This window comes from Luteibacter sp. GL_149 (assembly GCF_057834065.1).
The window spans coordinates 1,675,744-1,699,665 of the sequence record NZ_CM174395.1 but is presented as its reverse complement, the minus strand read 5'-3'; the positions used below and the strand labels follow the sequence as shown (position 1 = coordinate 1,699,665).

The 23,922-nt window shown below is 63.9% G+C and carries 20 protein-coding genes; all 20 read right to left on the bottom strand.

Going from position 1 to position 23,922, the window contains the following annotated elements:
- Positions 1 to 4: 4 nt before the first annotated feature.
- Complete coding sequence (gene zipA / locus AC3IR3_RS07675) at positions 5 to 979, bottom strand: cell division protein ZipA (protein ID WP_489196335.1); 975 nt, start codon at positions 977 to 979, stop codon at positions 5 to 7.
- Positions 980 to 990: 11 nt separating this feature from the next.
- Positions 991 to 4,491, bottom strand: coding sequence for a chromosome segregation protein SMC (smc, locus tag AC3IR3_RS07670; protein ID WP_489196334.1), 3,501 nt, complete (start codon positions 4,489 to 4,491; stop codon positions 991 to 993).
- A gap of 145 nt (positions 4,492 to 4,636) precedes the next feature.
- Positions 4,637 to 4,900 (bottom strand): BolA family protein, encoded by a 264-nt coding sequence (locus AC3IR3_RS07665; protein ID WP_489196333.1) that lies wholly within the window; start codon positions 4,898 to 4,900, stop codon positions 4,637 to 4,639.
- Entirely contained in the window at positions 4,897 to 5,196 is a 300-nt protein-coding gene (locus AC3IR3_RS07660; RefSeq protein WP_489196332.1) for a YciI family protein, read from the bottom strand. The genes AC3IR3_RS07665 and AC3IR3_RS07660 overlap by 4 nt, the downstream gene beginning before the upstream one ends.
- A gap of 47 nt (positions 5,197 to 5,243) precedes the next feature.
- A complete protein-coding gene (locus tag AC3IR3_RS07655; RefSeq protein ID WP_489196331.1) occupies positions 5,244 to 5,666 on the bottom strand; it encodes a hypothetical protein in 423 nt (140 codons plus the stop codon).
- 5 nt (positions 5,667 to 5,671) lie between these two features.
- A complete protein-coding gene (gene lysS, locus AC3IR3_RS07650; protein WP_489196330.1) occupies positions 5,672 to 7,204 on the bottom strand; it encodes a lysine--tRNA ligase in 1,533 nt (510 codons plus the stop codon).
- Positions 7,205 to 7,251: 47 nt separating this feature from the next.
- Entirely contained in the window at positions 7,252 to 7,581 is a 330-nt protein-coding gene (locus AC3IR3_RS07645) for a four helix bundle protein (protein WP_489225041.1), read from the bottom strand.
- A 104-nt stretch (positions 7,582 to 7,685) separates the two neighbouring features.
- Positions 7,686 to 8,811 (bottom strand): peptide chain release factor 2 gene (gene prfB / locus AC3IR3_RS07640; RefSeq protein ID WP_132141387.1). Its coding sequence is split into 2 segments (ribosomal slippage): positions 7,686 to 8,735 and positions 8,737 to 8,811, totalling 1,125 coding nucleotides; the frame shifts between segments, so codons are not numbered across the junction.
- Between the two features lie 88 nt (positions 8,812 to 8,899).
- Positions 8,900 to 10,570 (bottom strand): asparagine synthase B, encoded by a 1,671-nt coding sequence (gene asnB / locus AC3IR3_RS07635; RefSeq protein ID WP_489196328.1) that lies wholly within the window; start codon positions 10,568 to 10,570, stop codon positions 8,900 to 8,902.
- A 495-nt stretch (positions 10,571 to 11,065) separates the two neighbouring features.
- The gene (locus AC3IR3_RS07630) at positions 11,066 to 11,647 is read right to left on the bottom strand and encodes a hypothetical protein (RefSeq protein ID WP_489196327.1); all 582 of its coding nucleotides are present in this window, start codon (positions 11,645 to 11,647) and stop codon (positions 11,066 to 11,068) included.
- A gap of 24 nt (positions 11,648 to 11,671) precedes the next feature.
- The gene (locus tag AC3IR3_RS07625; RefSeq protein ID WP_489196326.1) at positions 11,672 to 12,049 is read right to left on the bottom strand and encodes a SpoIIAA family protein; all 378 of its coding nucleotides are present in this window, start codon (positions 12,047 to 12,049) and stop codon (positions 11,672 to 11,674) included.
- 184 nt (positions 12,050 to 12,233) lie between these two features.
- On the bottom strand, positions 12,234 to 15,071 hold the full coding sequence (locus AC3IR3_RS07620; protein ID WP_489196325.1) for an ImcF-related family protein: 2,838 nt from the start codon (positions 15,069 to 15,071) through the stop codon (positions 12,234 to 12,236).
- A complete protein-coding gene (gene icmH / locus AC3IR3_RS07615) occupies positions 15,068 to 16,234 on the bottom strand; it encodes a type IVB secretion system protein IcmH/DotU (protein ID WP_489196324.1) in 1,167 nt (388 codons plus the stop codon). Before icmH ends, AC3IR3_RS07620 begins: the two co-directional genes overlap by 4 nt.
- The gene (tssK, locus tag AC3IR3_RS07610; protein ID WP_489196323.1) at positions 16,231 to 17,574 is read right to left on the bottom strand and encodes a type VI secretion system baseplate subunit TssK; all 1,344 of its coding nucleotides are present in this window, start codon (positions 17,572 to 17,574) and stop codon (positions 16,231 to 16,233) included. The genes icmH and tssK overlap by 4 nt, the downstream gene beginning before the upstream one ends.
- 17 nt (positions 17,575 to 17,591) lie before the next feature.
- Positions 17,592 to 19,589, bottom strand: coding sequence for a type VI secretion system Vgr family protein (locus AC3IR3_RS07605; protein WP_489196322.1), 1,998 nt, complete (start codon positions 19,587 to 19,589; stop codon positions 17,592 to 17,594).
- A gap of 40 nt (positions 19,590 to 19,629) precedes the next feature.
- On the bottom strand, positions 19,630 to 20,019 hold the full coding sequence (locus AC3IR3_RS07600) for a DUF4280 domain-containing protein (RefSeq protein ID WP_489196321.1): 390 nt from the start codon (positions 20,017 to 20,019) through the stop codon (positions 19,630 to 19,632).
- Positions 19,986 to 21,116: a type VI secretion system baseplate subunit TssG gene (gene tssG / locus AC3IR3_RS07595; RefSeq protein WP_489196320.1), complete on the bottom strand. Its 1,131-nt coding sequence runs from the start codon at positions 21,114 to 21,116 to the stop codon at positions 19,986 to 19,988. Before tssG ends, AC3IR3_RS07600 begins: the two co-directional genes overlap by 34 nt.
- The gene (gene tssF / locus AC3IR3_RS07590; protein WP_489196319.1) at positions 21,101 to 22,873 is read right to left on the bottom strand and encodes a type VI secretion system baseplate subunit TssF; all 1,773 of its coding nucleotides are present in this window, start codon (positions 22,871 to 22,873) and stop codon (positions 21,101 to 21,103) included. Before tssF ends, tssG begins: the two co-directional genes overlap by 16 nt.
- Positions 22,866 to 23,399 carry a GPW/gp25 family protein gene (locus AC3IR3_RS07585; protein WP_489196318.1) on the bottom strand — a complete coding sequence of 178 codons (534 nt, stop codon included), beginning with the start codon at positions 23,397 to 23,399 and terminating at the stop codon, positions 22,866 to 22,868. The genes tssF and AC3IR3_RS07585 overlap by 8 nt, the downstream gene beginning before the upstream one ends.
- Positions 23,399 to 23,893 (bottom strand): type VI secretion system tube protein Hcp, encoded by a 495-nt coding sequence (locus tag AC3IR3_RS07580; protein WP_489196317.1) that lies wholly within the window; start codon positions 23,891 to 23,893, stop codon positions 23,399 to 23,401. Before AC3IR3_RS07580 ends, AC3IR3_RS07585 begins: the two co-directional genes overlap by 1 nt.
- Between the last annotated feature and the right edge of the window lie 29 nt (positions 23,894 to 23,922).

Here is a 23,922-nt window from a genome sequence, read left to right as displayed (position 1 = left end):
GGTGTTACTGCCCGAACTTGATCTCTTCGCCTTCATGGCCGCGATCCCAGCCGCGCAGTTCGTCGCGGATGTGCGCGATGCGCTGGCGGCCGAGCGCGTTGCGCTCTTCGTCCAGGACCAGGCCGTCCAGCAGTTCGGCCAGTCGCTGCGCGGTGGGCAGCATGGCATCCCACGCATCCAGCGCCGGAGCCGGACCCGGCAACGCCATGAAGAAGCTCAGGCCGGGGGTCAGCATGGTCGTGACGCGCGTCATGTCGAAATTGCCCGGCTTAACCATGTTGGCGACGCTGAAAATCGGCCCCAGCTCGGGACGGCCGTCGACCAGACGGTGATAAATACCCATATCGCCGAACTCGAGACCGGCCTTTTCGGCGGCGACCACGAGGTCGGCCCCATTGAAGCGGGTGCCTTCGCGCGCCACGACGTACAGGCTGACGATCCGCTCGACCGGCGCGGTCGGCGGACGGCGCCCGAGATCCGAGCGCGGCGGGACCCTGGGTGGCGGCGCGACCGGTGCGGGAGCAGGCGCCGGCGCCGTGCTCGGTGCATGAATGGTCAGGTCGTCGATGTCATGCCTCGCGGCATGCGGCTCCGCGGCGTCGGCGGAGTAATCGGGCGAGAAACCCGGTTCGATGCGTTCCGCACGCTCGGTACGCTCGCCACGGCCGGCGCGCTCGCCCGCCAGCGAGGCGCCGAGGCGTTCCAGCTCGGCACGCAGGTCGACGTCGAGTTCGCCCTGCTTCGGGGACGCGGTGAACAGCGGATCGCGGGAATCGTCGATGAAGTCGTCGGCCCCTTCGTCGCCCATAACCGGCTCTCGGCGCTCGGTGGGCTGCTGCGGCAGGATCTTGCGCCGGCCCTGCTCCTTGCGCGGCTGACCGAACAGCCAGAGCAGCACGAGCGCGATGATGCCGACGACCAGCAGGGGGATGCCGACCGCGGGGTTCCAGGCAAGCGCCAGTACGGGATTCATAATCATTCCTTATTAGCCTACGCCGCGCCAACGAGCTTGGACGCCTCGGCCAGATCGACCTGAACGAGACGGGACACGCCCGGTTCGCGCATCGTAACGCCGCACAGCTGCTGTGCGGCTTCCATCGTCGCCTTGTTATGGCTGACAAAGATGAACTGCACCTTTTCGCTCATCTCGCGCACCATCGCCGAGAAACGGCCGACGTTGGCCTCGTCCAGCGGTGCATCGACCTCGTCGAGCAGGCAGAACGGCGCCGGATTCAGGCCGAAGATCGCGAATACCAGGGACACAGCGGTCAGCGCCTTCTCGCCGCCGGAGAGCAGCGTGATGTTGCTGACGCGCTTGCCCGGCGGCCGCGCCATGATGGCGACGCCGGTGTCCAGCAGGTCTTCGCCGGTCAGTTCCAGATAAGCGTGACCGCCGCCGAACAGGCGTGGAAAGAGTTCCTGCACGCCGGCGTTGACGCGGTCGAAGGTTTCCTTGAAACGCTGACGCGTTTCGCGGTCGATCTTCTTGATGGCGCCTTCCAGCGTTTCGAGCGCGCTGCCGAGATCGGCCAGCTGCGCGTCGAGGTATTCCTTACGCTGCGACTGTTCCGCGTGCTCCTGGATCGCCGCGAGGTTGACCGGCTCCAGGCGCTGGATCTTCTGCGCCAGATCGACCAGCTGCTGCTGCCAGCGATCGGGTTCGGCGTCCTCGGCAAGCTCCGCGAGCAGCGCGTCGAGTTCGAGACCGGAGGCGACAATCGCATCGGCAAGCTGCTGCGCACGCAAATGCAGGGCCTGCGCGGCGAGACGTTTCTCGCCCACGCTTTCGCGCACCTGGTTCAGCACATGCTCGATGCGCTGGCGTTCCTGTTCCAGACGACGGAACTCGGCGTCGCAGTCTTCGAGCGCACGGCGTGCTTCGACCAGTTGCTTGTCGACCAGCAGGCGCTGGTCGAGATACGTCTGTCGCTCGGCTTCGAGCTCGGCGATCGGATCGCTGCCGGCGGCAAGCTGCTCGTCGATTTCGGTACGACGAGCGACGATCTGGCGCAACTGGGTGTCCATGCGCCCCAGCGCCTGTTCCAGCGACGACAGCGCGGAACGCTTCGACTCCATGCCCAACGCCAGCTGATGCGATTGCTCGGCGGCTTCGCGCGCATTGATACGCGCTTCCTCGCGGGCCTCCAGCAATTCGCGGCGTTCGTTCTCCAGCGCGCGGCGCTCGTCTTCCATATCGCCCATGTTGCCGACCGATTCGTCGAGGCGAGCGCGCGATTCGCGCGTCGTACCTTCGAGTTCGTCGAGCTGTTCAACAAGCACGGAAATTTCGCCCGCGACCTTTTCGGAACGCGCACGCGCCGTTTCCATTTTGCCGCGATGGCTTTGCAACTGACCGGCCAGTTCCGACAGACGCCGGTGCGCGGCATACAGTTCGCGCTGGGCGTCGTCACGCTGCCGTTCGGTTTCGAACTTGCGGGTGCGCAGCGTTTCCAGCTGTTCGGTCCACTCTTCGGTACTGCCTTCGAGCGATTCGATCTGGTCCGTCAGCTGACGGATATCGCGCTCGCGGGCGAGTACGCCGACCTGGTTGCCCTGCGCGCGCAGGATGCGTGCCCAGTTCGGGCCCATCCATGCGCCATCGCGGGTGATGACGGACTGGTGCGGTGCCAGCGTATCGATGCGCGCACGCGCATCTTCGACGGAGTCGGCGACATAGACCTGCGACAGCAGCGCCACCGCGGCGACCGGACCGCGCACATGGGCGGCCAATGTACCGGCGGGACCGGGGCCGCCCTGCTCGCGCGCGAACAGCGCGACGTCGGCCTGACCCAGTTCGGCGAATTCGCCGGAAAGCGCCATCGGCGAATCGACGAGTACGCCATCGAGGACACCGGCAAGCACGGTTTCGACGGCCGATTCGTAACCGGCGTCGACCTGTAACGCTTCGCCGAGACGACGCGACTTATCCAGCCCGAGCCGGGCGAGCCAGCCACTGGCGGCGGTTTCCTCCTGACCGAGCGCGGCATGCTGCAAGGCTTCGAGCGAGGCCTGGCGGCCGCGCGCGGTCTGCAACTGCTGACGTGCTTCGTTCAGCGAGGACTGTACCTGGCGTTCCTCGTCCAGCACACGCTCGTGAGCGACCTTGTGCTGGTCCAGCAGCGAGCCGAGCGACTCGACGCGCTCGCGCTGGGTGTCGTGTTCGATGTCCAGGCTTTCGGCGCCGGCTTCCAGCGCCGTGATGTCGGTCGCTTTCTGCTCGGCTTCGAGCCCTTCGCGGCGCTTCGATAGATCGACGGCCTGACGGTCGAGATAAGCCAGCTTGGTACGTTCTACTTCCGCCGCGCGAGCCGCCTCGCCCGAAGAACGGGTATGCGTGTCCCAGCGCGACTGCCAGTCGGCGAGACGCGTTTCCGTCACGCGCTGCGTATCGCCGGTTTCGTCCTGGATCTGTTGCAGCGCTTCGAGGCGCGGCTCGCCTTCGGCCAGAGCCAGGCGCAGCGCTTCGATCTGCTCGCGATCCGCGCTGATGTGGCCATGCAATTCGTCGTGCTCGCGCTCGGCTTCGCCGCGTGCGCGGGTCAGGCGCTCGGACAGATCGCGGTTATGCCGTACCTGCTGTTCGACGCGGGCAATTTCCGAGCCGACCTTGTACACGTCGGCTTGCACGACGTTCAGATGTTCGCTGGCGCCCTGATGGCGATCGCGCACGCTTTCCAGCTGCGCCTCGACCTGGCGCTGCTCGGCGATACGCTTTTCGATCTCGAGTTCTGCCTGGCGCAGACCGTCGCCCTCGCCTTCGTGCTTGCGATGCAGCGTGCGGTATTCCAACGCACGCAATTCGGCTTCGCGGCGGGTCTGCTCTTCTTTCAGCGCTTTCCAGCGCTCGGCCGCACGGGCCTGACGATTCAGATGATCCAGTTGCTTGTCGACTTCGTCGCGCACGTCGCGCACGCGGTCGAGGTTTTCACGCGTGGCCTTGATCCGGCTTTCGGTTTCCTTGCGGCGCTCTTTGTACTTCGAGATGCCGGCCGCTTCTTCCAGATGCATGCGCAGCTCTTCGGGCGCCGCCTCGATGATCTGGCTGATCATGCCCTGCTCGATAATCGAGTAGCTGCGTGGGCCAAGGCCCGTACCCAGGAACAGATCGGTGATGTCGCGACGACGGCAGCGCGCGCCATTGAGGTAGTACGACGACTGACCGTCGCGACTGACCAGGCGTTTGACCGAAATTTCGGCGTACGTGGCGTACTCGCCCTGGATGGTGCCGTCGCTGTTGTCGAAGATCAGTTCGACCGTCGCCTGACCCACCGGCTTGCGCGCGCTGGACCCGGAGAAGATGACGTCGGTAAGCGAATCGCCGCGCAGACGGCTGGCGGCGCTTTCGCCCATCACCCAGCGAATGGCGTCGATAATGTTCGACTTGCCGCAGCCGTTCGGACCGACGACGCCGGTCATATTGGTAGGCAGATGCAGCGTAGTGGGATCGACGAACGACTTGAAACCCGCCAGCTTGATCGTGGTCAGACGCATGAATTCTTCCGTTGGGACGCGACCGGCATCCCCTTGGGACCGGCTGATCGGTCACTCTGCCAAAGGGACCGACGGGGCGCAATGCGGCGAGTATACGCGACAGGAGGCGAGCAATCTGACGCATCCCATTGGATTTTCAATCTTTTTACTCGCCAGGTACTTTGGCTTCGATGGCCAGGGCGTGGATTTCTTCCGGCATCATCGACGCCAGCGCGCCGTAGACCAGCCGATGGCGACCGATGAGCGACTGGCCGGCGAAGGCCACGCTGACGATCTTCACGAGGAAATGTCCTTTCCCCTCCCCGCCGTGGCCGACGTGCTTATGGCCTTCGTCGATGACTTCCAGCGATTCCGGGGACAGCGCCCCGGTCAGCAGGGCGCGGATGCGCTCGACCTTTTCCACACTCATGGCAGGGTCTGACGGAACGGACGGACCGACACTTCTCTATAGATGCCGTTGATCCTGAACGGATCAGCCTCGGCCCAGGCCTGCGCGGCGGCCAGATCGCCGAATTCGGCGACGATCAGGCTACCGGAGAAGCCGGCTTCGCCCGGATCGTCCGAATCGATGGCGGGGAACGGACCGGCGAGGACCAGACGCCCGGCATCCCGCAGCGCCGTGAGGCGTGCAAGATGGGCCGGCCGGTGGGCCTTGCGGCCTTCCAGCGAATTCGGGTGATCGAGCGCATTGATGACGTACAACATGAAAGCTCTCCTCTTGGATGGCGCCGCCCCGCAGGCGTCGCCCCGGATCAATCGATGGCGTGGAACAGGCCTTCGGCCGGGTCGCCGGCGTCGGTCGTCATACGGCCGCTGACCTTGTCGACGTTGAATGAAAACAGGCGCGGCGCCACGGCGGGATCGCCGCCGCAGGCCTCGTTATGCAGTTCATGCACGTCCACGATGAAACCCTGCGCATCGCTGGCGTACGGGATGTAGCTCAGGCACTCGGGTTTCAGCGCGGTCAGCTTGTTCTTCGCGATGGCGGCTTCCACGCGCTGAACCGCCGCGTTTTCGTCCGGCACCACGGGCTTCGGCGGCTGGCTGACACTACTGCCGGACGGCGGCACGTTCGCGGCGGCGTCCGCACCCTTACCGCTTTCGTCGCGCGAACAGGCAACACCACTCACCACCAGCAACGCGAGCGCGAACAACTTTACGAAAGAACTCGACATCGGACTCATGCCTCGGGACGCATGTACGGAAAGAGCAGCACGTCGCGAATCGACGACGAGCCGGTCAGCAACATCACCAGACGATCGATACCGACGCCCAGACCGCCGGTGGGCGGCAGGCCCACCTCCAACGCACGGATGTAGTCGGCATCGAAATGCATGGCTTCGTCGTCGCCGGCATCCTTCGCGTCGACTTGTGCCTGGAAGCGCGCGGCCTGGTCTTCGGAATCGTTCAGCTCGGAGAAGCCGTTGGCGAGCTCCTTGCCGTTGATGAAAAGCTCGAAGCGGTCGGTGATGCCCGGATCGGTGTCGTTCTCGCGGGCCAGCGGCGAAACTTCCACCGGATGCTGCGTGATGAAGGTCGGCTGGATCAGCGTGTGTTCGACCGTGGCTTCGAATATCTCCAGAAGCAGCTTGCCCCAACCGTAACCCGCCTTGACGTGGATGCCCAGGCGCGCGGCGTGCGCGGCCATTTTCTCGCGGTTGCGAATGTCGTCGGCGTGGATGTCGGGATTCAGTTCCAGCACGGCGTCTTCCATGCGCCAGCGGCGGAAGGCCGGCCCCACATCGATGGCGGCGCCGTCCCACTCGATTTCCGTGCTGCCGATGACGTTGGCCGCGACGGCGCGAATCATCTCTTCCGTGATGTTCATGATGTCCTGGTACGTGCCATACGCCTGGTAAAGCTCGAGCATCGTGAACTCGGGATTGTGCCGGGTGGACACGCCCTCATTACGGAAATTGCGGTTGATTTCGTAGACGCGGTCGAAGCCGCCGACGACCAGACGCTTCAGATAAAGCTCCGGCGCCACGCGCAGGTAAAGCTTCATATCCAGCGCGTTGTGATGCGTAACGAACGGACGCGCCGTCGCCCCACCGGGAATGACGTGCATCATCGGTGTTTCGACTTCCATGAAGCGACGCGGCTCTTCTTCCAGCCACTTGCGCATGTATCCGATGATGCGCGAGCGCAGCATGAAAGTACGGCGCGCTTCCTCGGTCACGATCAGGTCGACGTAACGCTGGCGATAACGCTGCTCGACGTCGGCAAGACCGTGGTGCTTGTCCGGCAGCGGCCGCAGCGACTTCGTCAACAGGCGCAGGCTGTCGACCTTGATCGAGAGTTCGCCGGTCTTCGTGCGCATCAGTACGCCGGTGGCACCGACGATATCGCCGAGGTCCCAGCGCTTGAACGTGTCGTACGCCTCTTCGCCCAGCGTGCCCTGATGGACGAACAGCTGGATGCGGCCGGTGCCGTCCTGCATCTGCACGAAACTGACCTTGCCCTGCCCGCGCATCAGGATGATGCGGCCGGCGACGGCCACGCGACGCGGCGTGCCCTCGATGACTTCGGCGGTGAAGGCTTCCTTATCCTCGAACTCTTTCTGCAGGTCGCCCGCGAAGCTGTCGACCCGGAAGTCGTTCGGGAACGCGATGCCCTGCGTCCTCAGCGCCTTCAGTTTCTCGCGACGTTCGGCGATGAGCTTGTTTTCGTCTGCGACGGGCGTGGCGGAGGTCTGGTCGGCGTTTTCGGTCATGGGGACTGCGTCTTGGAGATGGGAGGTGGGAAATGGGGGCGCATGATTCAGCGGTGCACCAATTTGCTTTCTAGCGACTTTCGCAAGCCTCTGAGGATACGGCCAAGTTTGTCACAATGATTCTGCGTGGAGGTCGCACGAAATGGACTGACGAATCCAAGCCGGACCGACAGCTCAACTTGCGTATCCACTTCGGCCACGGAGCCTCGTGCTATCGCAAGGTATCGGATGAAATCGCGTGTGGCGCCACGTGCATGCCCTTCAGCGATATTCGAGGGAACGGAAACTGCCGCCCGACGCAACTGCTGAACCAGCCCAAATCGCTCAGCAGATGGAAGCGCATTCGTCAGGTCATACACATCAGTCACTAGCAACATGCCTTCCTGCCACGCCTCCAGATCTCTGAAACTGACGAACGGAGCGCCCCCAATTCCCATCTCCCACCTCCTGTAGGTTCTTCAAGACAGCATCCATGCCCCCCTCACGCATCGAGCCGCTTAGAACCCGCTTCAAGGCCCGACTTCAGGCTGGCTTCGACGAATTCGTCGAGGTCGCCGTCGAGGACTTTCTGCGTGTCCGTGCGCTCGATGCCCGTGCGCAGGTCTTTGATGCGCGACTGGTCGAGGACGTAGTTGCGGATCTGGCTGCCCCAGCCGATGTCGGACTTGGTGGCTTCCAGCGCGTCCTTTTCCGCGTTGCGCTTCTGGACTTCCAGCTCGTACAGCTTCGCCTTCAGCATTTTCATCGCGCGGTCGCGGTTGGCGTGCTGGCTGCGTTCGGTCTGGCAGGCCACGACCGTATTGGTCGGAATATGCGTGATACGTACAGCCGATTCGGTCTTGTTGACGTGCTGACCGCCCGCGCCGGACGACCGGTACACGTCGGTCCGGAGGTCGGCGGGATTGATGTCGATTTCGATGTCGTCGTCGACTTCGGGCGAAACGAAAACCGAGGTGAAGCTCGTATGCCGGCGGTTGTCCGAGTCGAACGGGCTCTTACGGACGAGGCGATGGACGCCGATTTCCGTTTTCAGCCAGCCATAGGCGTAGTCGCCCTCGACGCGGAACGTCGCGGACTTGATGCCCGCCACTTCGCCGGCGCTGACTTCCATCATCTCGACCTTCCAGCCGCGCGATTCGGCCCAGCGCAGATACATGCGCAGCAGCATTTCGGCCCAGTCCTGGGCTTCCGTACCGCCAGCGCCAGCCTGCACGTCGACGAAGGCCGAGGCCGAATCGAGTTCGCCGGAGAACATGCGCTGGAATTCCAGCTTGCTTACCTGGGCTTCGATGCGGCCAAGGTCCGTGACGATCGACGCGATGGTGTCCTCGTCGCCGTCGGCAGCGGCCATGTCCAGCAATTCGCCGGCGTCGTCCAGTCCGGCGGTCATCGTGTCGATGCCGACCACGATCTGTTCCAGGCGGGCGCGTTCGCGGCCCAGTTCCTGCGCGCGCGCCGGATTGTCCCAGACGGTGGGACTTTCCAGCTCGCGACTTACTTCTTCCAGCCGCTCTTTCTTGACGGCGTGGTCAAAGATACCCCCTAAGCGACTCGACCCGGCCCCGAAGGTCCGTGATCTGCGCCAGGATCGGATTGATCTCGATCATGTAGTGCTACCCGATGGAGCGGCGCGGGAGGCGCCGGCTAAAGACCGAAAGTTTAGCAGAGGCCTCCCTTGCCGCACCGCCGCATCGCTCAATCGGCCAGGGCCTCCTGGTGAACCCCGCGCACGGCCCGGCCGGAGGGGTCGGCTGCCGCCGCGAAAGCCGGGTCCCAGGCCAGCGCAGCGGGGGACGAGCAGGCAATCGACTTGCCGCCCGGCACCGTGGCGGCGCAGGCCTCGCCCGGGAAATGCTTTTCGAACAGCGTCCGGTACAGATACGCCTCCTTGCTGGCCGGCGTGTTGTGCGGGAAGCGACTGGCCGCGGCCGCGAACTCGCGGTCCCCGACCACACGTTCGGCGTGGGCCTTCAGACCGTCGATCCAGCCGTAGCCGACGCCATCGCTGAACTGTTCCTTCTGACGCCAGAGGATTTCCTCCGGAAGCATGCCTTCGAAGGCCTCGCGCAGGATGCCCTTCTCGATGCCCCGCCGCCCGACCATCTTGGCCTGCGCGTCGAAGGACATCGCCACATCGAGGAACTGCGTATCCAGGAAGGGCACGCGCGCCTCGACGCCCCAGGCCGCCATCGACTTGTTCGCGCGCAGGCAGTCGTAGCTATGCAGGGTGTCGAGCTTGCGCACCGTCTCTTCGTGGAAGGCGCGGGCCGACGGTGCTTTGTGAAAATAAAGATAGCCGCCGAAGATTTCGTCCGAACCCTCGCCCGACAGCACCATTTTCACGCCCATGGCCTTGATGCGCCGGGCCAGCAGGAACATCGGCGTCGACGCGCGGATGGTTGTGACGTCGTAGGTCTCGATATGCCGGATGACCTCGGGCAAGGCATCCAGGCCTTCGTCGAACGTATAGCGAAATCCGTGGTGCACGGTGCCCAGCGCCTCGGCGGCGATGGCGGCGGCCGCCAGGTCGGGCGACCCTTCCAGGCCGATGGCGAAGGAATGCAGCCGCGGCCACCACGCCTCGCCGCGGTCGTCCTCCTCGATGCGCCGGCGCGCGAATCGAGCCGCGATGGCCGCGACCAGCGACGAGTCCAGTCCACCGGACAGCAGCACGCCATAGGGAACGTCGGTCATCATCTGGCGGTGTACCGCTTCTTCGAAGGCGACACGCAGCGTCTGGGGATCGATTTCACGCCCGGCGGTCGCGTCGTAGTCGCGCCATTCGCGATGCCAGTAGCGCACCAGCTCGCCACGCTCGCTGTCGTAGTAGTGGCCGGGCGGAAATGCCGTAGCGTCGGCACATACGCCTACCAGCGACTTCAGCTCGGAGGCCACGCACAGCCGGCCGGCCCGGTCGTGTCCCCAGTAGAGCGGTATGACGCCGACCGGATCGCGGGCAATGAGAAAGCGCTGGCGAGCCTTGTCCCAGAGCGCGAAGGCGAAGATGCCGTTGAGCCGGTCGAGGAAATCCACATCGTGTTCGCGGTAAAGCGCGTTGATGACTTCGCAATCGGACGCCGTGGTGAACGGGTAGTCGCTGTCGCGGCGAAGGTCGCGGTGGTTGTAGATCTCGCCGTTGACGGCCAGCGCAAGCTCGCCGTCCGGCGAACGCAGCGGCTGCGCGCCACTGGCCGGATCGACGATGGCCAGTCGTTCATGCACGAGGATCGCCCCGTCGTCGACGTAGACGCCACTCCAGTCCGGACCGCGATGGCGCTGCCGCTGCGACAGTTCCATCGCCTGCATCCGCAGGGCGGCGGTATCGTCGCCCGGCTGCAATCCGAACATCCCGAAAATCGAACACATGGCACAGCTCCTCGTTCATGAAGATCAGAAACGAAAAAGGCCCGCTTCGTGGGCGGGCCTTTCGCGTATGGATGGTGGATGTCTATCCGCCTAAACGCCGGCCCTCCCGATGTTCCGGGCATTATTATTGGCGTTATTGTTATTCGCGCATGCGGACGCGTTCGCGGGAAGCGAAGCGTTGGCGGCTGCGAAGGGGCGGAAGAGAGTCATCACGTCCCGACTACACCACGACTCAAAGACCAGTGCAAGCGATTTCCGAACACGCGGCGCCTCCCCTGCCCCTCTCCGTCGATCCTGCACAGGCAGGAACCCAGCCCAGTGCATCGGGCTGTCGCGGTTGCGGTCGATCAGCTCTTCGCCGTAGCGTCGTACATCGGTCCGCACGGCACCGAGCCTGCCCGACGTGGTCGCTTCGGCCCCAGCGCAGGAATGACGGTGAGGGGGTGGGATTTTCCCAGCGATAGCTGAGTCATACATGGCGTGCAGCGTAACCGATCATAAAGCGGGGGATTCGCGGACCTTGAGGGTTCCGTACAACGCAGTCAGGTACGCCATATCGGTACCCGCATTCGCGGGCACCCAATGTCCGCCGTACAGATCATTCAGAACGCATGGCCCCAGCCTGTGGCCGATCACGAAGAGGCCGGCGAATCGAGGGCCGTGCGTTCCATCGAAGAAATACGCGCAGGCAGTCATATCGCAGTAAAGATCGTCCGTCGTGTCCGCGATGGCGGCGCGAATCACGAAATGTCGACCTCGCAAAGGCAATGCACCGACCGGAATCAGCGCCTCCATCAACCCCTGCCCGCACCCTCCGATCCGCACGGCACACTCGTGCGCGTCCAGACACCCTCCTCGCAACCGGACAGGTTGAAGTGTCGCCAGGAACCGGTCGAAAACCTGAAGCTGCAACTTTACGGACAGCAGCCGCTCCGGGCGGCGAACGATCGCACACCATGTGCGGCCGCTATCCAGCTCCACCGAATACGCGGCCATACCCAGGCAAACCGCACGCCCGGCGAGCAGCCCCGCGATGCCATCCGGGCTGTGCAACCGAACAACCTTCAACGTCGACATCTCCCGATAGCTCGGGGGAATCGCCTAAGCATCGGCGAAAGCTTCACTGATCCAGGTTTTCGCTTCTTCAAGTTCCCCGTTGTGGAACAGGCGTACCTGTGCCGGCACGGCAAAACCCAGCGTGCGCGCCATGGTCCGTATCCACGCCACATCGGTGACCAGCGCGACGCGATCCCATCCGCTGAAGTGCCTGAAACCCAGTTTGGCATCGTCCCAGACAGCGCCAGCTTCGAAGCCGGAAAAATCCTCGCCCAGGTGATACAGGATACGAAGCTTGCGGTTGAGGGCGAACGCCGCCTCGATATCCGGCACGATGATCGTTTCGTAATCCGAAGCGGTAACGCGCCCGTGCGCGCGAAAGCCCAGCGTACCCGCGGGCAGACCTGTGATTTGTTCGATCATGGTCGTTCTCCTGGTGGTGGCCTTGGCCTCGCCATTCTGCGCCTTCGCGGACCGCCGGACACATCCGGAGCGCAAACGAATGTCATACACGTCGCCGTCACACTGTGTTTCCTGCCGGAACGACGCGATCGCAACCATGCTCCCGACTTACCTCGCTCACCCGGCAACATCCATCGCGACGGCATCACGATCGCGTCGCGGCAAATTCGGGACAATCGAAGCGCTCGCGCTCCCCCGCTCCGAACGGGTGATCGGCGCTTGCCATGCGTAACGCCAGAACGACTTCGTAGCCTTCGAAATCGAAAACCAGGGTGCGCTCGTTCGGCTCCGCCGAAGGCGCGCTTTCCGCCTCGTCCAGCCAGCGTAGCCAAGTCCAGTCGCCCCGCATGCTGCGCTCGATACGTCGCCCATCCGCCAGCAACAGGGACGCCATCAGCCTGCCACCCAGGCGCCGGGCCGGCCAGTGGAATGTAACGGGGCGTATGGGTTCGCCGAAGAAATGCAGTTCGCCGTCGTCCGTTACCAACGAAAATTCTCCGATCCTGGTATCCATCGAAACGGCACGCAGTTCGAAGTCGGCGCCTACGCGTTTCGTGCCGTCCGCGAAGTAGTGCCGGCGGATCTGCTCCGCATGCTGGAATGCAGCCAGATCGTCCGGCGTCATGAGCTCACCGTCGTCTTCGCCACGCAGAGCCCACGGCACGGCCAGCGTGTCGACATGGGCCTCCAGATGCTGGCGGAACCACGTGTCCAATAGTCCCTCCGGAGCGAACATTCGCTCGAAGTCTGCCAGGGTCGCCTCGGAAGCGCCCGTCGGATCGACGGGATAACGACCGGCGATGGCGAGGGTACAGAACGAACGAAGCGACGCTGGCCATGCCTTCGTCAGCGCATCGGCCGTCTGCCGCCGCGCCGCGCGGCGCGCGACCGGCAACACATCGTCCAGCAGGGAGGACAGCACGGGCGGCCCCTGCGCCAGCACTCGCGGCAAGCGTGTCAGCGCGTCCGCCGCTGGCATGGCGAGTCCTCCCCGTGTCGCCTGCCGACCCGCATCGATCTCCAGCGCCGCATCGGTCAGCGCGATACGCAATGCGTTCGCCCACGCGTCGTTTCCCGATTCCGTGGCATGGCGAAGTCCGGCGAACCGGCGAGATATCGCGCCCGCTTCGTCATCGACCGTCGTTTCGGCGGAAGCGGCTCGAATCAATGCGAACAGCGCGGAGTCGTCGCGGGCCAGCGAATGAAACCTTCGGGCCAGATCGTCGGTCGAATCCGCGGCGACGACACGAACGTCGCGGAGCAGACGTTCCCATGCGGCGATGTAGTCGCGCCCGTAGAGGACGAGTACGTCGTCCTTTGTCTGGTCGCGCGACAGATTCGACCCCATGACCAGCGCATCGTCGGCGACACCGGTTGCCACAACGTCGTCGATTCCCGCCAGCAGCAGACGATGGCCTTCACGTGTGAAGCGGCCGGGCATCGGGGCGTTGATGGATGCGTTGCTCCGCATGCTCAACCATCCGGCCGCGGCGCCGTTCGTCATACGCGCGATAGACACCGGAGTCAGACGGTGCCGGTTTACCTGCCGCGACAGATCCGCATAGATTCGCAGCACGGCCGACGTTCGCTGCAGCACTTCCCTGGCGCGTCGTACGAGTTGCGTATCGGGAACGATGCGATCCGCCGCGCCCCATCCTTTCAGCAGATGCTCCACGTGACCATGGAGGCCGGGTCGCAGCCATGATTCCATGTCCTGTGCATCGGGCACGCCGGAACCGGCCATCGCGAGGTAACTGCGCAACGCGGCGAATAACATGGATGGATCGCTTGTCGCCGGCGATCGGAGCACGGCGTCGAGACGCCCGACGATTCGCGGCAGCAGCGTGTCGCGGAGCGCCCGTCGGTAAGTTGCATCGACGGTCTCGATCAGGCCAGCCGTGTGACCGGAAGCGAAGACATGGGACTCGCCTCCGCTCGTCGCTATCGATGCGTCGCGCAAGGCATCGAGATAGCGCGTAGCGACGATGTCCGGAGGGGAAGACCGCTCGCCGTTTCCCTCCACTTGCTGGATGACCGCGGTAAAGCGATCCAGTCGGGCCTGCTCGTCCCGATAGGCGGACAACCCGAACAGGCACAAGGCAACGGCGATCAGCGCCGCGGCGAATCTCGCGATGCCTCGCCACCGTCTCCCGATGCGGTGGCGACGTTCGTCGCGTGCTACGCGCAGGACATGGATGAGCGAATCGCTATCCGGTCGACCCGGCGACCTCATGAAATGAATGGTCTCACGGCGCATGAAGCGACGACCGTCGGCGTCCCCGAACCCGTCGACCGCGAACGCCGCCACGACCGACGCGAATGCCGTCCATGTCCGCGGAAAGGCATATAGTCGTGCACGGCTGCCAACATCCGTCATCCGGTGAAGACGGCCGATCGATGGCCGGCGACCGTTATCGACGATATGAGTAAGGCGAACAGCCAGATCGGCCCTCGTGCCACTGTTGCTCCATGCGATGGGTAATGCGGTCATGCCGTCGCTATCGGCGTCGCCGCTGCTCCGCCATTCCATATAGCCTGGAAGCACGTCGCATCCGGTAACGACGATATGCAAAGGCACGCCGGCTCCTATCGCCGCGACCAGATCGCCGGTGGCGCCGCGCACTCGCTGCGCCATCGCCACGCGCTCGCCGGTACCGCCGCCGCGCAGCGCCTGGGCGGGCGTGGCAAAGACGACCGCGCTCGGTCGTCGTCCACAGCGCAACGCATCCATGAGCGCATGCCAGCACGCCGCGTCTTCGGCATCCCGGGGACCCGAAAGACGGGGTGCAACGACCAGAACGGTATGGCCACCCGTGCGCACGATACGTGTATCGGCGTCGTTCGCGATGTCGTCGCGAAACATGATGTGAGCAGGATCGCCCAGGTGAACGATCCCCGGCCATTCGCGACACTGCCTGCGCCATGCCTTTACGTTCTCGCGCAATGCCCTTCGACGTGGATCGTCGTCTTTGCGTCGCTTCATAGCGAGCCATCCGACACGGGGTCAGGGGTAAGGAAAATATCCACGCGCCGGTTGGCCGCACGGCGATCGGCGCTGTCATTCGGATATAGCGGCTCCTCCGCTCCCCTACCCTCCGCCCGCATGCTGCCGGGAGACGGCGATGTCGCGACAAGCAACGCGCGGACGGACTCGGCCCGATGCAGGGAAAGTCGCCGGTTCGCGGTGGCACCCCCGGCAAGAGGCGATGCATCGCTGTGACCGACGACACGGATGGTGCCGGGCCAATCCGCCAGCGCGCGGCCCGTGCGCCGCAGCATGACCTCGTGCCGTAACGCCACGCTTGCGGAACCCGGTGCGAAAAGATCGCGAACAGCGATGCGGATGTGCCATCCGTGCTCCCATCGATCCAGCGTAAGCATGCCTGCCGCGACGTCAGCGGCCAGCGCGTGCTCAATGCTTCGCGTTCGAATGCCGATGTCGTGCACAAGTGCCGATGCCCTGGGTGCCTCTATCGCGGCAACCCTCATCTTCAGGGCATCCAGCCGGGCGCCAAGACGAAAACTCAACACGATATACAGCGTCGCGAGAAGCGCCGTGACACCGATCGCCACGACAGCGGACGCGATCCGGCGCCATGCCTTCGCCGATCCGCAGACCGGCACGGACGACGGTGCGATATCGCCGAGCAGGCGATACAGATGGTCCCGGCGACGGTCGAGTTTGCCGGTACCTTCCGGGTGAATGCGATAGCGCCCCTGCAGGCCAAGCGCAAGACACACGTAGAAAAGTTCCGCGAGTTCGGCGTCGCGAAGCGGCGTGCGCCGGACGGCATCGAGCATCGCGAATACGCGCTCGCCGCCGGAACGCTCGCCATGGAAATGCATAAGGAGACTGGTCGTTGCCCAGCGGCCTGCGCCCCAGGACGTACTGGCGACCGTCTCGTCGAGCAGCGTGCAAAGTGCATAGCTGGCTTGCTCCACGGTGTTGCAGGGCGCGCCGCGACGCGTCGCTTCGGAACGAAAGCGGTTCAATGCGGCAATCATTCCTTTGCGCAATATTCCGGGGTCGGGTTCGTGTGCCGTCTCGCGCAGGTGCGTGGCGAAATGCAGCACGTCCGCCGCCAGATCGCACAGACTGCGCCATTCGATTCGCTCGACGGGAGCGCGTATCGACAATCGTTTCATCGCTCTTTCCGTATAGCCCACAACGCAAAGCGAAGGTCGGGGAAGTCGCCGGCCACATGCAGGCCTATCCCGCTGGAGCCCGCGAAGCCGATCCATTGCGGATGCTGGCGATCGAATTCGAAGTAGCTGAAGCCCGGGTACGCGGGAAGTTCTCGCGGCGCGCCTGGCATCGCGCGCAACGGCAGGCCTGGCAATTGAAGATCGACGAGATCCCGCATGTTTTCGAACGGTCCGATCTTCAGCGATTCGGGAAGCATTTGCAGCAGGCGCTCCACGGGTAAGCGCGCGCTTACTCCCAGAATGAAACGCGCATCGGCATAAAGCGACGCGTCGCCGACACGGGCATGATGCATGCCGAACGCGCGCTCTTCGACTGGCAGCGCGACGACATTTCCAGCGACAGCGACGGCGATCGCACGACGGAGTTCCGCGACCAGCGGAGCAAAGCATGAGGCGAGCCGGTCGTGGCGGTACGTGGGAAGCAGCGGCGCGCTTCCGTAATGGGATTCGAAGACGGCAAGTTCGCCCCGCAACGCCAGCAGGACGACATACAGACGTTCCGGATGCATATCCGCCTGTCCCGCGATATGTCCAAGCGTCGCCTCCGCGCGCCCGAGCGTCTGTGCCAGAAGGAATTGCTGCACTTCGACGACACCGCCAAAGCCCGGTGCGCGTAGCGCGGACATCAGATCGTGGACGCGCTGGCGTAGCTGCGTCAGGAACGAATGCAGCAGCGTGGCAAGCCGGGCCGACACGCGCCAGCCGAGCACGGGCGGAACGTAGTGCGCATCCAGCTTGACGACACCGGAATCCCCACACTCGACGACACGCGCGATGCCGAGGTAGGTATGCGCCGCCTGCGCGTCGCTCTCGGTCATCAGACGAAGATGCGGCCGGCCCAATTGCAGTGTGGCGACGTCGCCGCCGTGCTGGTGACTATCGGCGACCTGCGATTCCACGACATGAAAGCGCGCCAGACTGGACGGGCCTGGCCGCACCTCGCTTTCGACCGCATCGGGTCGCGCCAGTGGCATCGCGAGTACGATGTCGATGTCGCGCGCACCTTCGGGCAATACGCAGGAAGGCATCGCGTCCGCGTCGCCCTTGACGACAAAGGCCGTGCCGTCACGCAGGATCCCGGCGCAGCGAGCCAGACGCACGCGTCCCGCGGACAGTTCGCCGTGGTCGATTTCCAGTTCCGTGAATCCCCACGCGTGAGTGCCCATGGCGCGCAACGCGGCGGCCAGTTGTCCCGCCATATGGCGGTCCTGCTGCTGCAGGTGGTGCGGCTGGAGAAACATGCCCTCCGACCAGACGACCTTGTCGGCACGATCGATCATTGTTCAACCTTTGCTCATTAATCAGTGGGGATGCGAGGCGGTGCCGGAGCCCGTGGCGCAACCATCTTCGGAGAGCATGCGCTGTTGGCTGCGGACGCACCGCCACCGTTGATGGCGACGCCGGTCGATCCGTCGATACTTACCTGCGTGCCATTGATCGCCACGCCCGAGGCGTCCAGAACGAGCGAACTTGCACCTACGCGGAGGGTCAGCTTCGTTCCGGCATCCAGCGTGATCGATCCGCCCGACTTGCCATCGATATCCGCGCTGCTGGCAATGGCGAGACTGGCACCGAAGCTGACCTGACCCTCACCCGACACATCCAGCGCCACGCCCTTTCCGACACGGCCGACCTGCTCACCGCCGATGTCGATGTGCGCATCGCCATCCACCCTGGACAGATGGGTTCCCAGCGTTTCGCGATGCGCATCGCCGCACGTGCGCGTGAAGCGATTTCCTTTCACGGTGCAATGCCGTTCGTTGTCGACGCAAGACAACGTGTCGTTACGGACAATGGTCGCCTTGTCGCGGCCCGCATGGATCAGCAACCGCTCGGCTGATGCGCGATCGTCGAAACGCAATTCGTTATAGACCTCGTCGCCACTGAGCGACCGGGATCGAAAGCCGCTGCGGGATGCCTCGTCGGGCAACGTGTACGGCGGTCGCTGCCCCGCGTTGTATACGCCACCCGAAATCAGCGGACGGTCCGGATCGCCATCGAGGAACGTCACGACGACCTCCTGTCCCACGCGGGGCAGGAACATCGCGCCCCAGCATGTGCCAGCCACGGGCTGCACGACACGAATCCAGCACGAACAATCGCCCGAGGCCTCGCCAGCGCGGTCCCAATGGAACCGGACCTTGACACGCCCCTTGCTGTCGACCACCAGACTTCCTTCCGGCCCTCCCACCACCATGGCGGTCTGCGCGCCGGCGATCACGGGCTTTCTTCCGGCAGGCGCGCGAAATGACCGTGTCGCGCGAAGCGCATCGAAGGAACAAACGACACGCGCCGGCGCTATCGGCCCGCTCCCCGGAGGAAGCGGGCATTCGATCCGGTAACGCGTGCGTGTCAGTACGTAGCGCCCGTTCTCCTCTTCGTAGGGATGGCCCGTCAACGCGAAAAGGCCGCCGGCGACAAAGTCCGTCGCCGGCGTCATACCGGTGGCCCGCCGAGCCGCGACATTCAAGGCATCCAGACGCCGACGCGCCCGTATCTCGCCGTCCACCGTAGTCTGAAAACCGCCAGGATGTTCGTAGCGCCCGTACGTGCCGTGCGCCTCTTCCGGTACCGCATCCGCTCCGGCAATGACGACGGCGGCTTCGCGACTCGTCGCACGGTCGAAGGAAAAATCGACCAGCGCCATCGACGTGGTCGTCATCTCGCCATGCGACTGCCACGCATGAACGGTATCGTCGACCGGCGGGCCTTCCGCCGCCCAACGACGCGACTCGCCCCCTGCGAGCACAGGATGCGCCACGGGCGAATCGACGAAGACCAATTGCTCGTGGGACGGTGTTTGCCTGAAAAAATAGTAGATACCGGCAGCGGCGAGGAGACGGCTTACGAAGTCGAAGTCGCTCTCTCCGTACTGCACGCAGTAGTCCATGGGGGTATCGTCGGGAACGCACTCCCATGCGAATGTCGCGGGATAGGCCGCAAAAACCTCGTCGACGATCTGTACCAGCGTCTTCCGCTGGAATATCCGGCAGTTGCTGGAAAGACCCAGCAGCCAGAGCCACGAGCGCAGTGTGAATCGGTAAAGCGCATGCTCACCCTGCCACCCCATATGCACGATCGCCGCGACGACGCCTTGAAAGCCACGATGCGGTCGTGCGTCTCCGCGCAGTTCGACCCTGGCGGACGTTCCCAGTAGCTGGCCGAACACGACGTCGCTGCCGTTACCCAGCACGATTGCGTGGCATTCCGAAGGCTCGCTCAGACCATCGGTAGCCTCGAGTTCGCATACACGTAGCGGCGAAGGCATGCGGTCCAGCACCAACCAGCATTCCATCGATCACCTCAACCCGGCCAGAGTCTTCCGTTTCCGGCTGTCACGCGACATGCGATCGTACCGTGCCGGGTGAAACAACGCGGATACTGCCGCCCCAGGTGCACAGACAGGTCGATGCGGCGTCGAGCGAAGGGCTTCCCGCTGTCGTCGCGCCCGGCGCGCCCGGCATCCACGGTGTGGACGTCGACGGTACGCAACCTCCGGGCGTCGATGCGCCCATGGCCGCCGCCGTCGCTGCGATAACGACAGGATTGGCGGGGCAGCGGCACAAGCCGAATGAGGAAATGTTGGCGAGTGGAAGATGATCGCGGATGTTGGCGGCGGGCCATCCCTCCACCTTTACGCGACTGATGGGCGACACGGTCAGCACGCCGGGCGACATCCCGAACGAGCAGCTCAACGTGGCACTGGAGACGACTTGGGCAACCATGATTTTCCTGCGTACGTGGCAAAAGAAGAAGATCGATGAGGGGACGGAGCGGCAGGTTCGTCGCCGATCGATTCGCCGGCGGGATCGTTGTCGGCGCCTACGTCGCACATCGCGACGGCGTGCCGGACGGAGTCGACGACGAAGGCGCCACGGCGACCGCCGTCGCGTCGCGACCACAACCACGATGCACGCCCGAGAGCGACCGGTTCGCCCAGGCGAATGCGCGGACACGATGCGTCGTCGACAAGCAGGACGGCTTGCCATTGCATACCGCCATCGACATAACCGTTCACGGTACGGAACAACATCCGTCCATCGGCGCCACCTGGCAGGAGCGCGCGATACGCCGACCAGGGCATCGGACCCAGCCGCACCCGGAATCCGTGCTGGGTATTCCAGCCGCGTCGGCCAAGTATCGACGTCGCGCCGAGGGATGCCGGCCTGCCAGCTCCTGCGAATACACGATCGGCGGTCGCGAGCAGCGTCCAGCATCCGGACAAGGGCTCGATGGTCGCGTCGACGTGCAACCGGTCGCGCAACCGGCGTTCGAGGTCGTCGCCACTCCGCCGCTGATCGCAGCATTGCAGAGAGTCGGCGCGCGCGATATTCGACGGGTCGCCGGCAAGGGCCGCGACATACCCCGCGAACCGGTCCCGAGACGTCCTTCCGCGCCCCCGGGGATACGGCCGCACCTCGGACCACGCACGGTAGAGAAGCGACAGAAGACGATGGTGAAAGATATCCAGGAACGCCGCCATCGCGTCGTCATGGGCGATGCCGCGCAGGAGAATTTCCTCGCTGAGATGCAACGGCATCGGCCCGCTTGCGCCCGTGAGACCGAAGAAAGCAACTTCCAGTCGAGGTGCAGCGTGGGCCCGACGGCGGAATCCGCGTATGGCGCTCGCTTCGAATGCGACGGAGACAGCCTGCGCGAAACGCACGGGGTCGTCGTCGAGTCGACGTGACGTTCCAATGGGTGGGGCCGATGGGTACGCCGCTTCCAGCCAACGCAGTGCAGCGAAGAAATCGTAACGCCACGGCGTGCGTTCCAGCGCATCGAGAGCACGCGCCAGGGAGGGCTTTACAACAGGACGCATCGCCCTGCCCTCGCCGGCCAATCCATCACGCGGCCACGGCGAGTGGTTTCCAGAACCGTCTCCGTGAACGTATTCAATGCGGCATAGCGTGCGAAAAATGCTTCGAGTGCCGCTGCCGCGAGGCATGCGCCCACGCTTTCGCAGGCATCGTCATCCAGCGTCAGAACCAGTCGCAGCCCCCTGGCAAAACTGACTGGCCCGGGTCCGGGCGCCCGCCTGAACGCCGGTTCGGAACGCAGACCACGGATACCGGCGATCAGACGGCCAGCCGCTGCGTTCGCCCCATCGATCTGCGAACGCAGCAGATCGCGCAACGCGGCCGCTCCAGTTTCGGCATCGTCACACGCCAGTTGCAGATAGCTTCGCGATACATAGGCGAGCGCGTGCCACAACTGGCGGTCGGGCGGCGGCGGGGCCATCGCGCGCGATGGCCCCGCAAGGCACCGGACACTGCGAACCGGTTCGCCCGCATGGAGAACGAACGTCGCACCGCCACGGTGCGCCATCGCATAGGGCAACGCGCCGTTGGTACACCAGGCCACGATAGTCAGTTCACCTAAGCCTGCGGCCTCTGCCTGAACATCGGCGTCGACGATACTTATGAATGTGTCGCTGTGACGATACCCCCCCTGATCCATGTCGCCGCCTGCCTCCATGCGCGGCGAACGATGTATACGGTAATAACCGGTGGCGTTATCGGTGTCCGTTGTCGAATACGCGGGTAGCAGCGGATGCGTGCAGGAACTGCCGTTGCGCTGCATATGCACCGACTCGATACCGTACACATCGAAGTCGCGCGGTCGCGAACGATCGATCACCACGCGGATGTCGTCGATTCTTCCGTCGATCAGAATGCGCTCGGCACGCTTGCGAAACAGATTGAGAGCGGGTGTACAGAACAGCGCGAGACATTGATCGTCCAACGTTTGGAGCGACGCGCTCGCGTAACTGCCGACAGGTATATGAAGATCGAGCCTCTCCCCATGACAGGACCGCACCGCGGGTGCCAGACCGCTAAGACGGACGAATCGTCCACCTTGCGGGAAAGCAAGAAAATGTCTGAGCATCCGACATGCCATATTGCCCCGGTCGGCATAAACCTCGTCCATATCGGCGGGGGGCAATACGGAAAAAGTGTGAACCGGTTCGTCGACGACTGCCGCATAACAGACACCGGCAGGACGGATCAACGCTTCGTACAAAACGTTCGGCACCGCCCCGTTTCCGGGAATGAACAAGGGCAACTCATCGAGAGCCATATCCGAGAACCGATATCCGGCAGTACATCGCAACCGAAGTCGCAATACCGATCCATGCAGCAAATCGATATCGTCGATGGTCAGCGGCCAGAGCGTCACATCCTGAGTCGTCCGAAACTCGCAATCGCGAATCGCTTCCGCTGTCGCCCGCACCGGCGTGCCCTTGGGAACCCGGTAGCCTGCTGCAAGCGAGCGCTCGGTGGTATCGGGTTCGAAACGCAGCACCGCCATCGACGGCACCATCGCCAGTGCCGAGGGATCGATCAGCGACAACAGGTTTTCGGTGAACAGGGGAAATCCCGCATCCATCTGTCGCTGGATGCGGGCGGTGAGGAAAGCGAGTCCCTCAAGAAGCCGTTCCACACCCGCATCCGCTGTCTGCTCGTCTCCCAGGCCAAGCCGACTGGCCACGGCGGGATAGGCACGAGCGAATTCGACGCCACTATCGCGCAGAAAGCGAAGCTCCTCCTCGTAGTGACGAAGCAAACCGTCATCCATCCGTCGCGGCCCCGCGCACGACCGCAACGCTGACGGCACCGCTCTCGGTATCCCAGATGGAACGAGCACGGAACGGTATGGGTCCGGCGACGCATCGACAGCACCCATCGATAACGAATACCAGCCGTCCCGCCGCCGCATCCTCCGGCGTCAGGGGATAGACGCGCAGGCCGTCCCGCAGGATACGCGGCTCGAAGTCGTGGATCGCACGTCGTATGCGTCGCGCGATCGCCTCCAGACTGACGCTGGAAACAACCACGCCAGCCATGCTTCCCAATCCGTAGTTGAGCACCGAGCGAGTCACGCGCGGCAGATGCATGCCATCGACACCGGAGCCAAGCCCGGACGCATTGAAAAGTGCCGACAGATCGCGCTGCAATACGACTAGCTGGGATCGCCATCCGGCATATTTTCCGTCTCCGGCGACATCGCCCCTGAGCCGATCGAACAACAACTCGCCGCGACCGCAAAGGGTGCGCGCGAATACGCCCGGATCGTCATCGGGCGGCATCCGCCTGATATTCATCAGCCCTGGACACTATTGCGGAGATCCCACACCTTCGGCGTGCCGACGATTTCCTTTTCGCCATCGCTCTGGTTGGTCTGGATCGAAAACTTCATGAAACTGAGCTGGAACGATTCGACGGGCCTGCCCAGGCTTGCCGTGGAACTGAAATGACTAATCATCACTTCATGCATTTTCAACTCCATCACGACCCGCTGCTTATCCTTGATGCTGCCATCGAGAACGCGCAGCGTGGCTTCGCCCAGCGAATCGCCACATAGCGACTGCATGAAGATGTCCGCCGATGCTTTGTCCGCCGTCTTGCTGAGCAAAAGTTCCGACATCTGCCCCGAACCGATCGTGCGATTCGGGGTCCCTTTCACCATCATCAGCGCCCGGCCGCTCGACATTGAATAACTGTCGATGAGAATCCAGTCCTCATAGCCTTTGATGCTGGAAGATCCTTTGATTTCCTTACCGAACTTCAGAACGATGTTGTGCGTATCGGAACTCATGACATGGCCTTTCTGTAAAGAATTTCAGG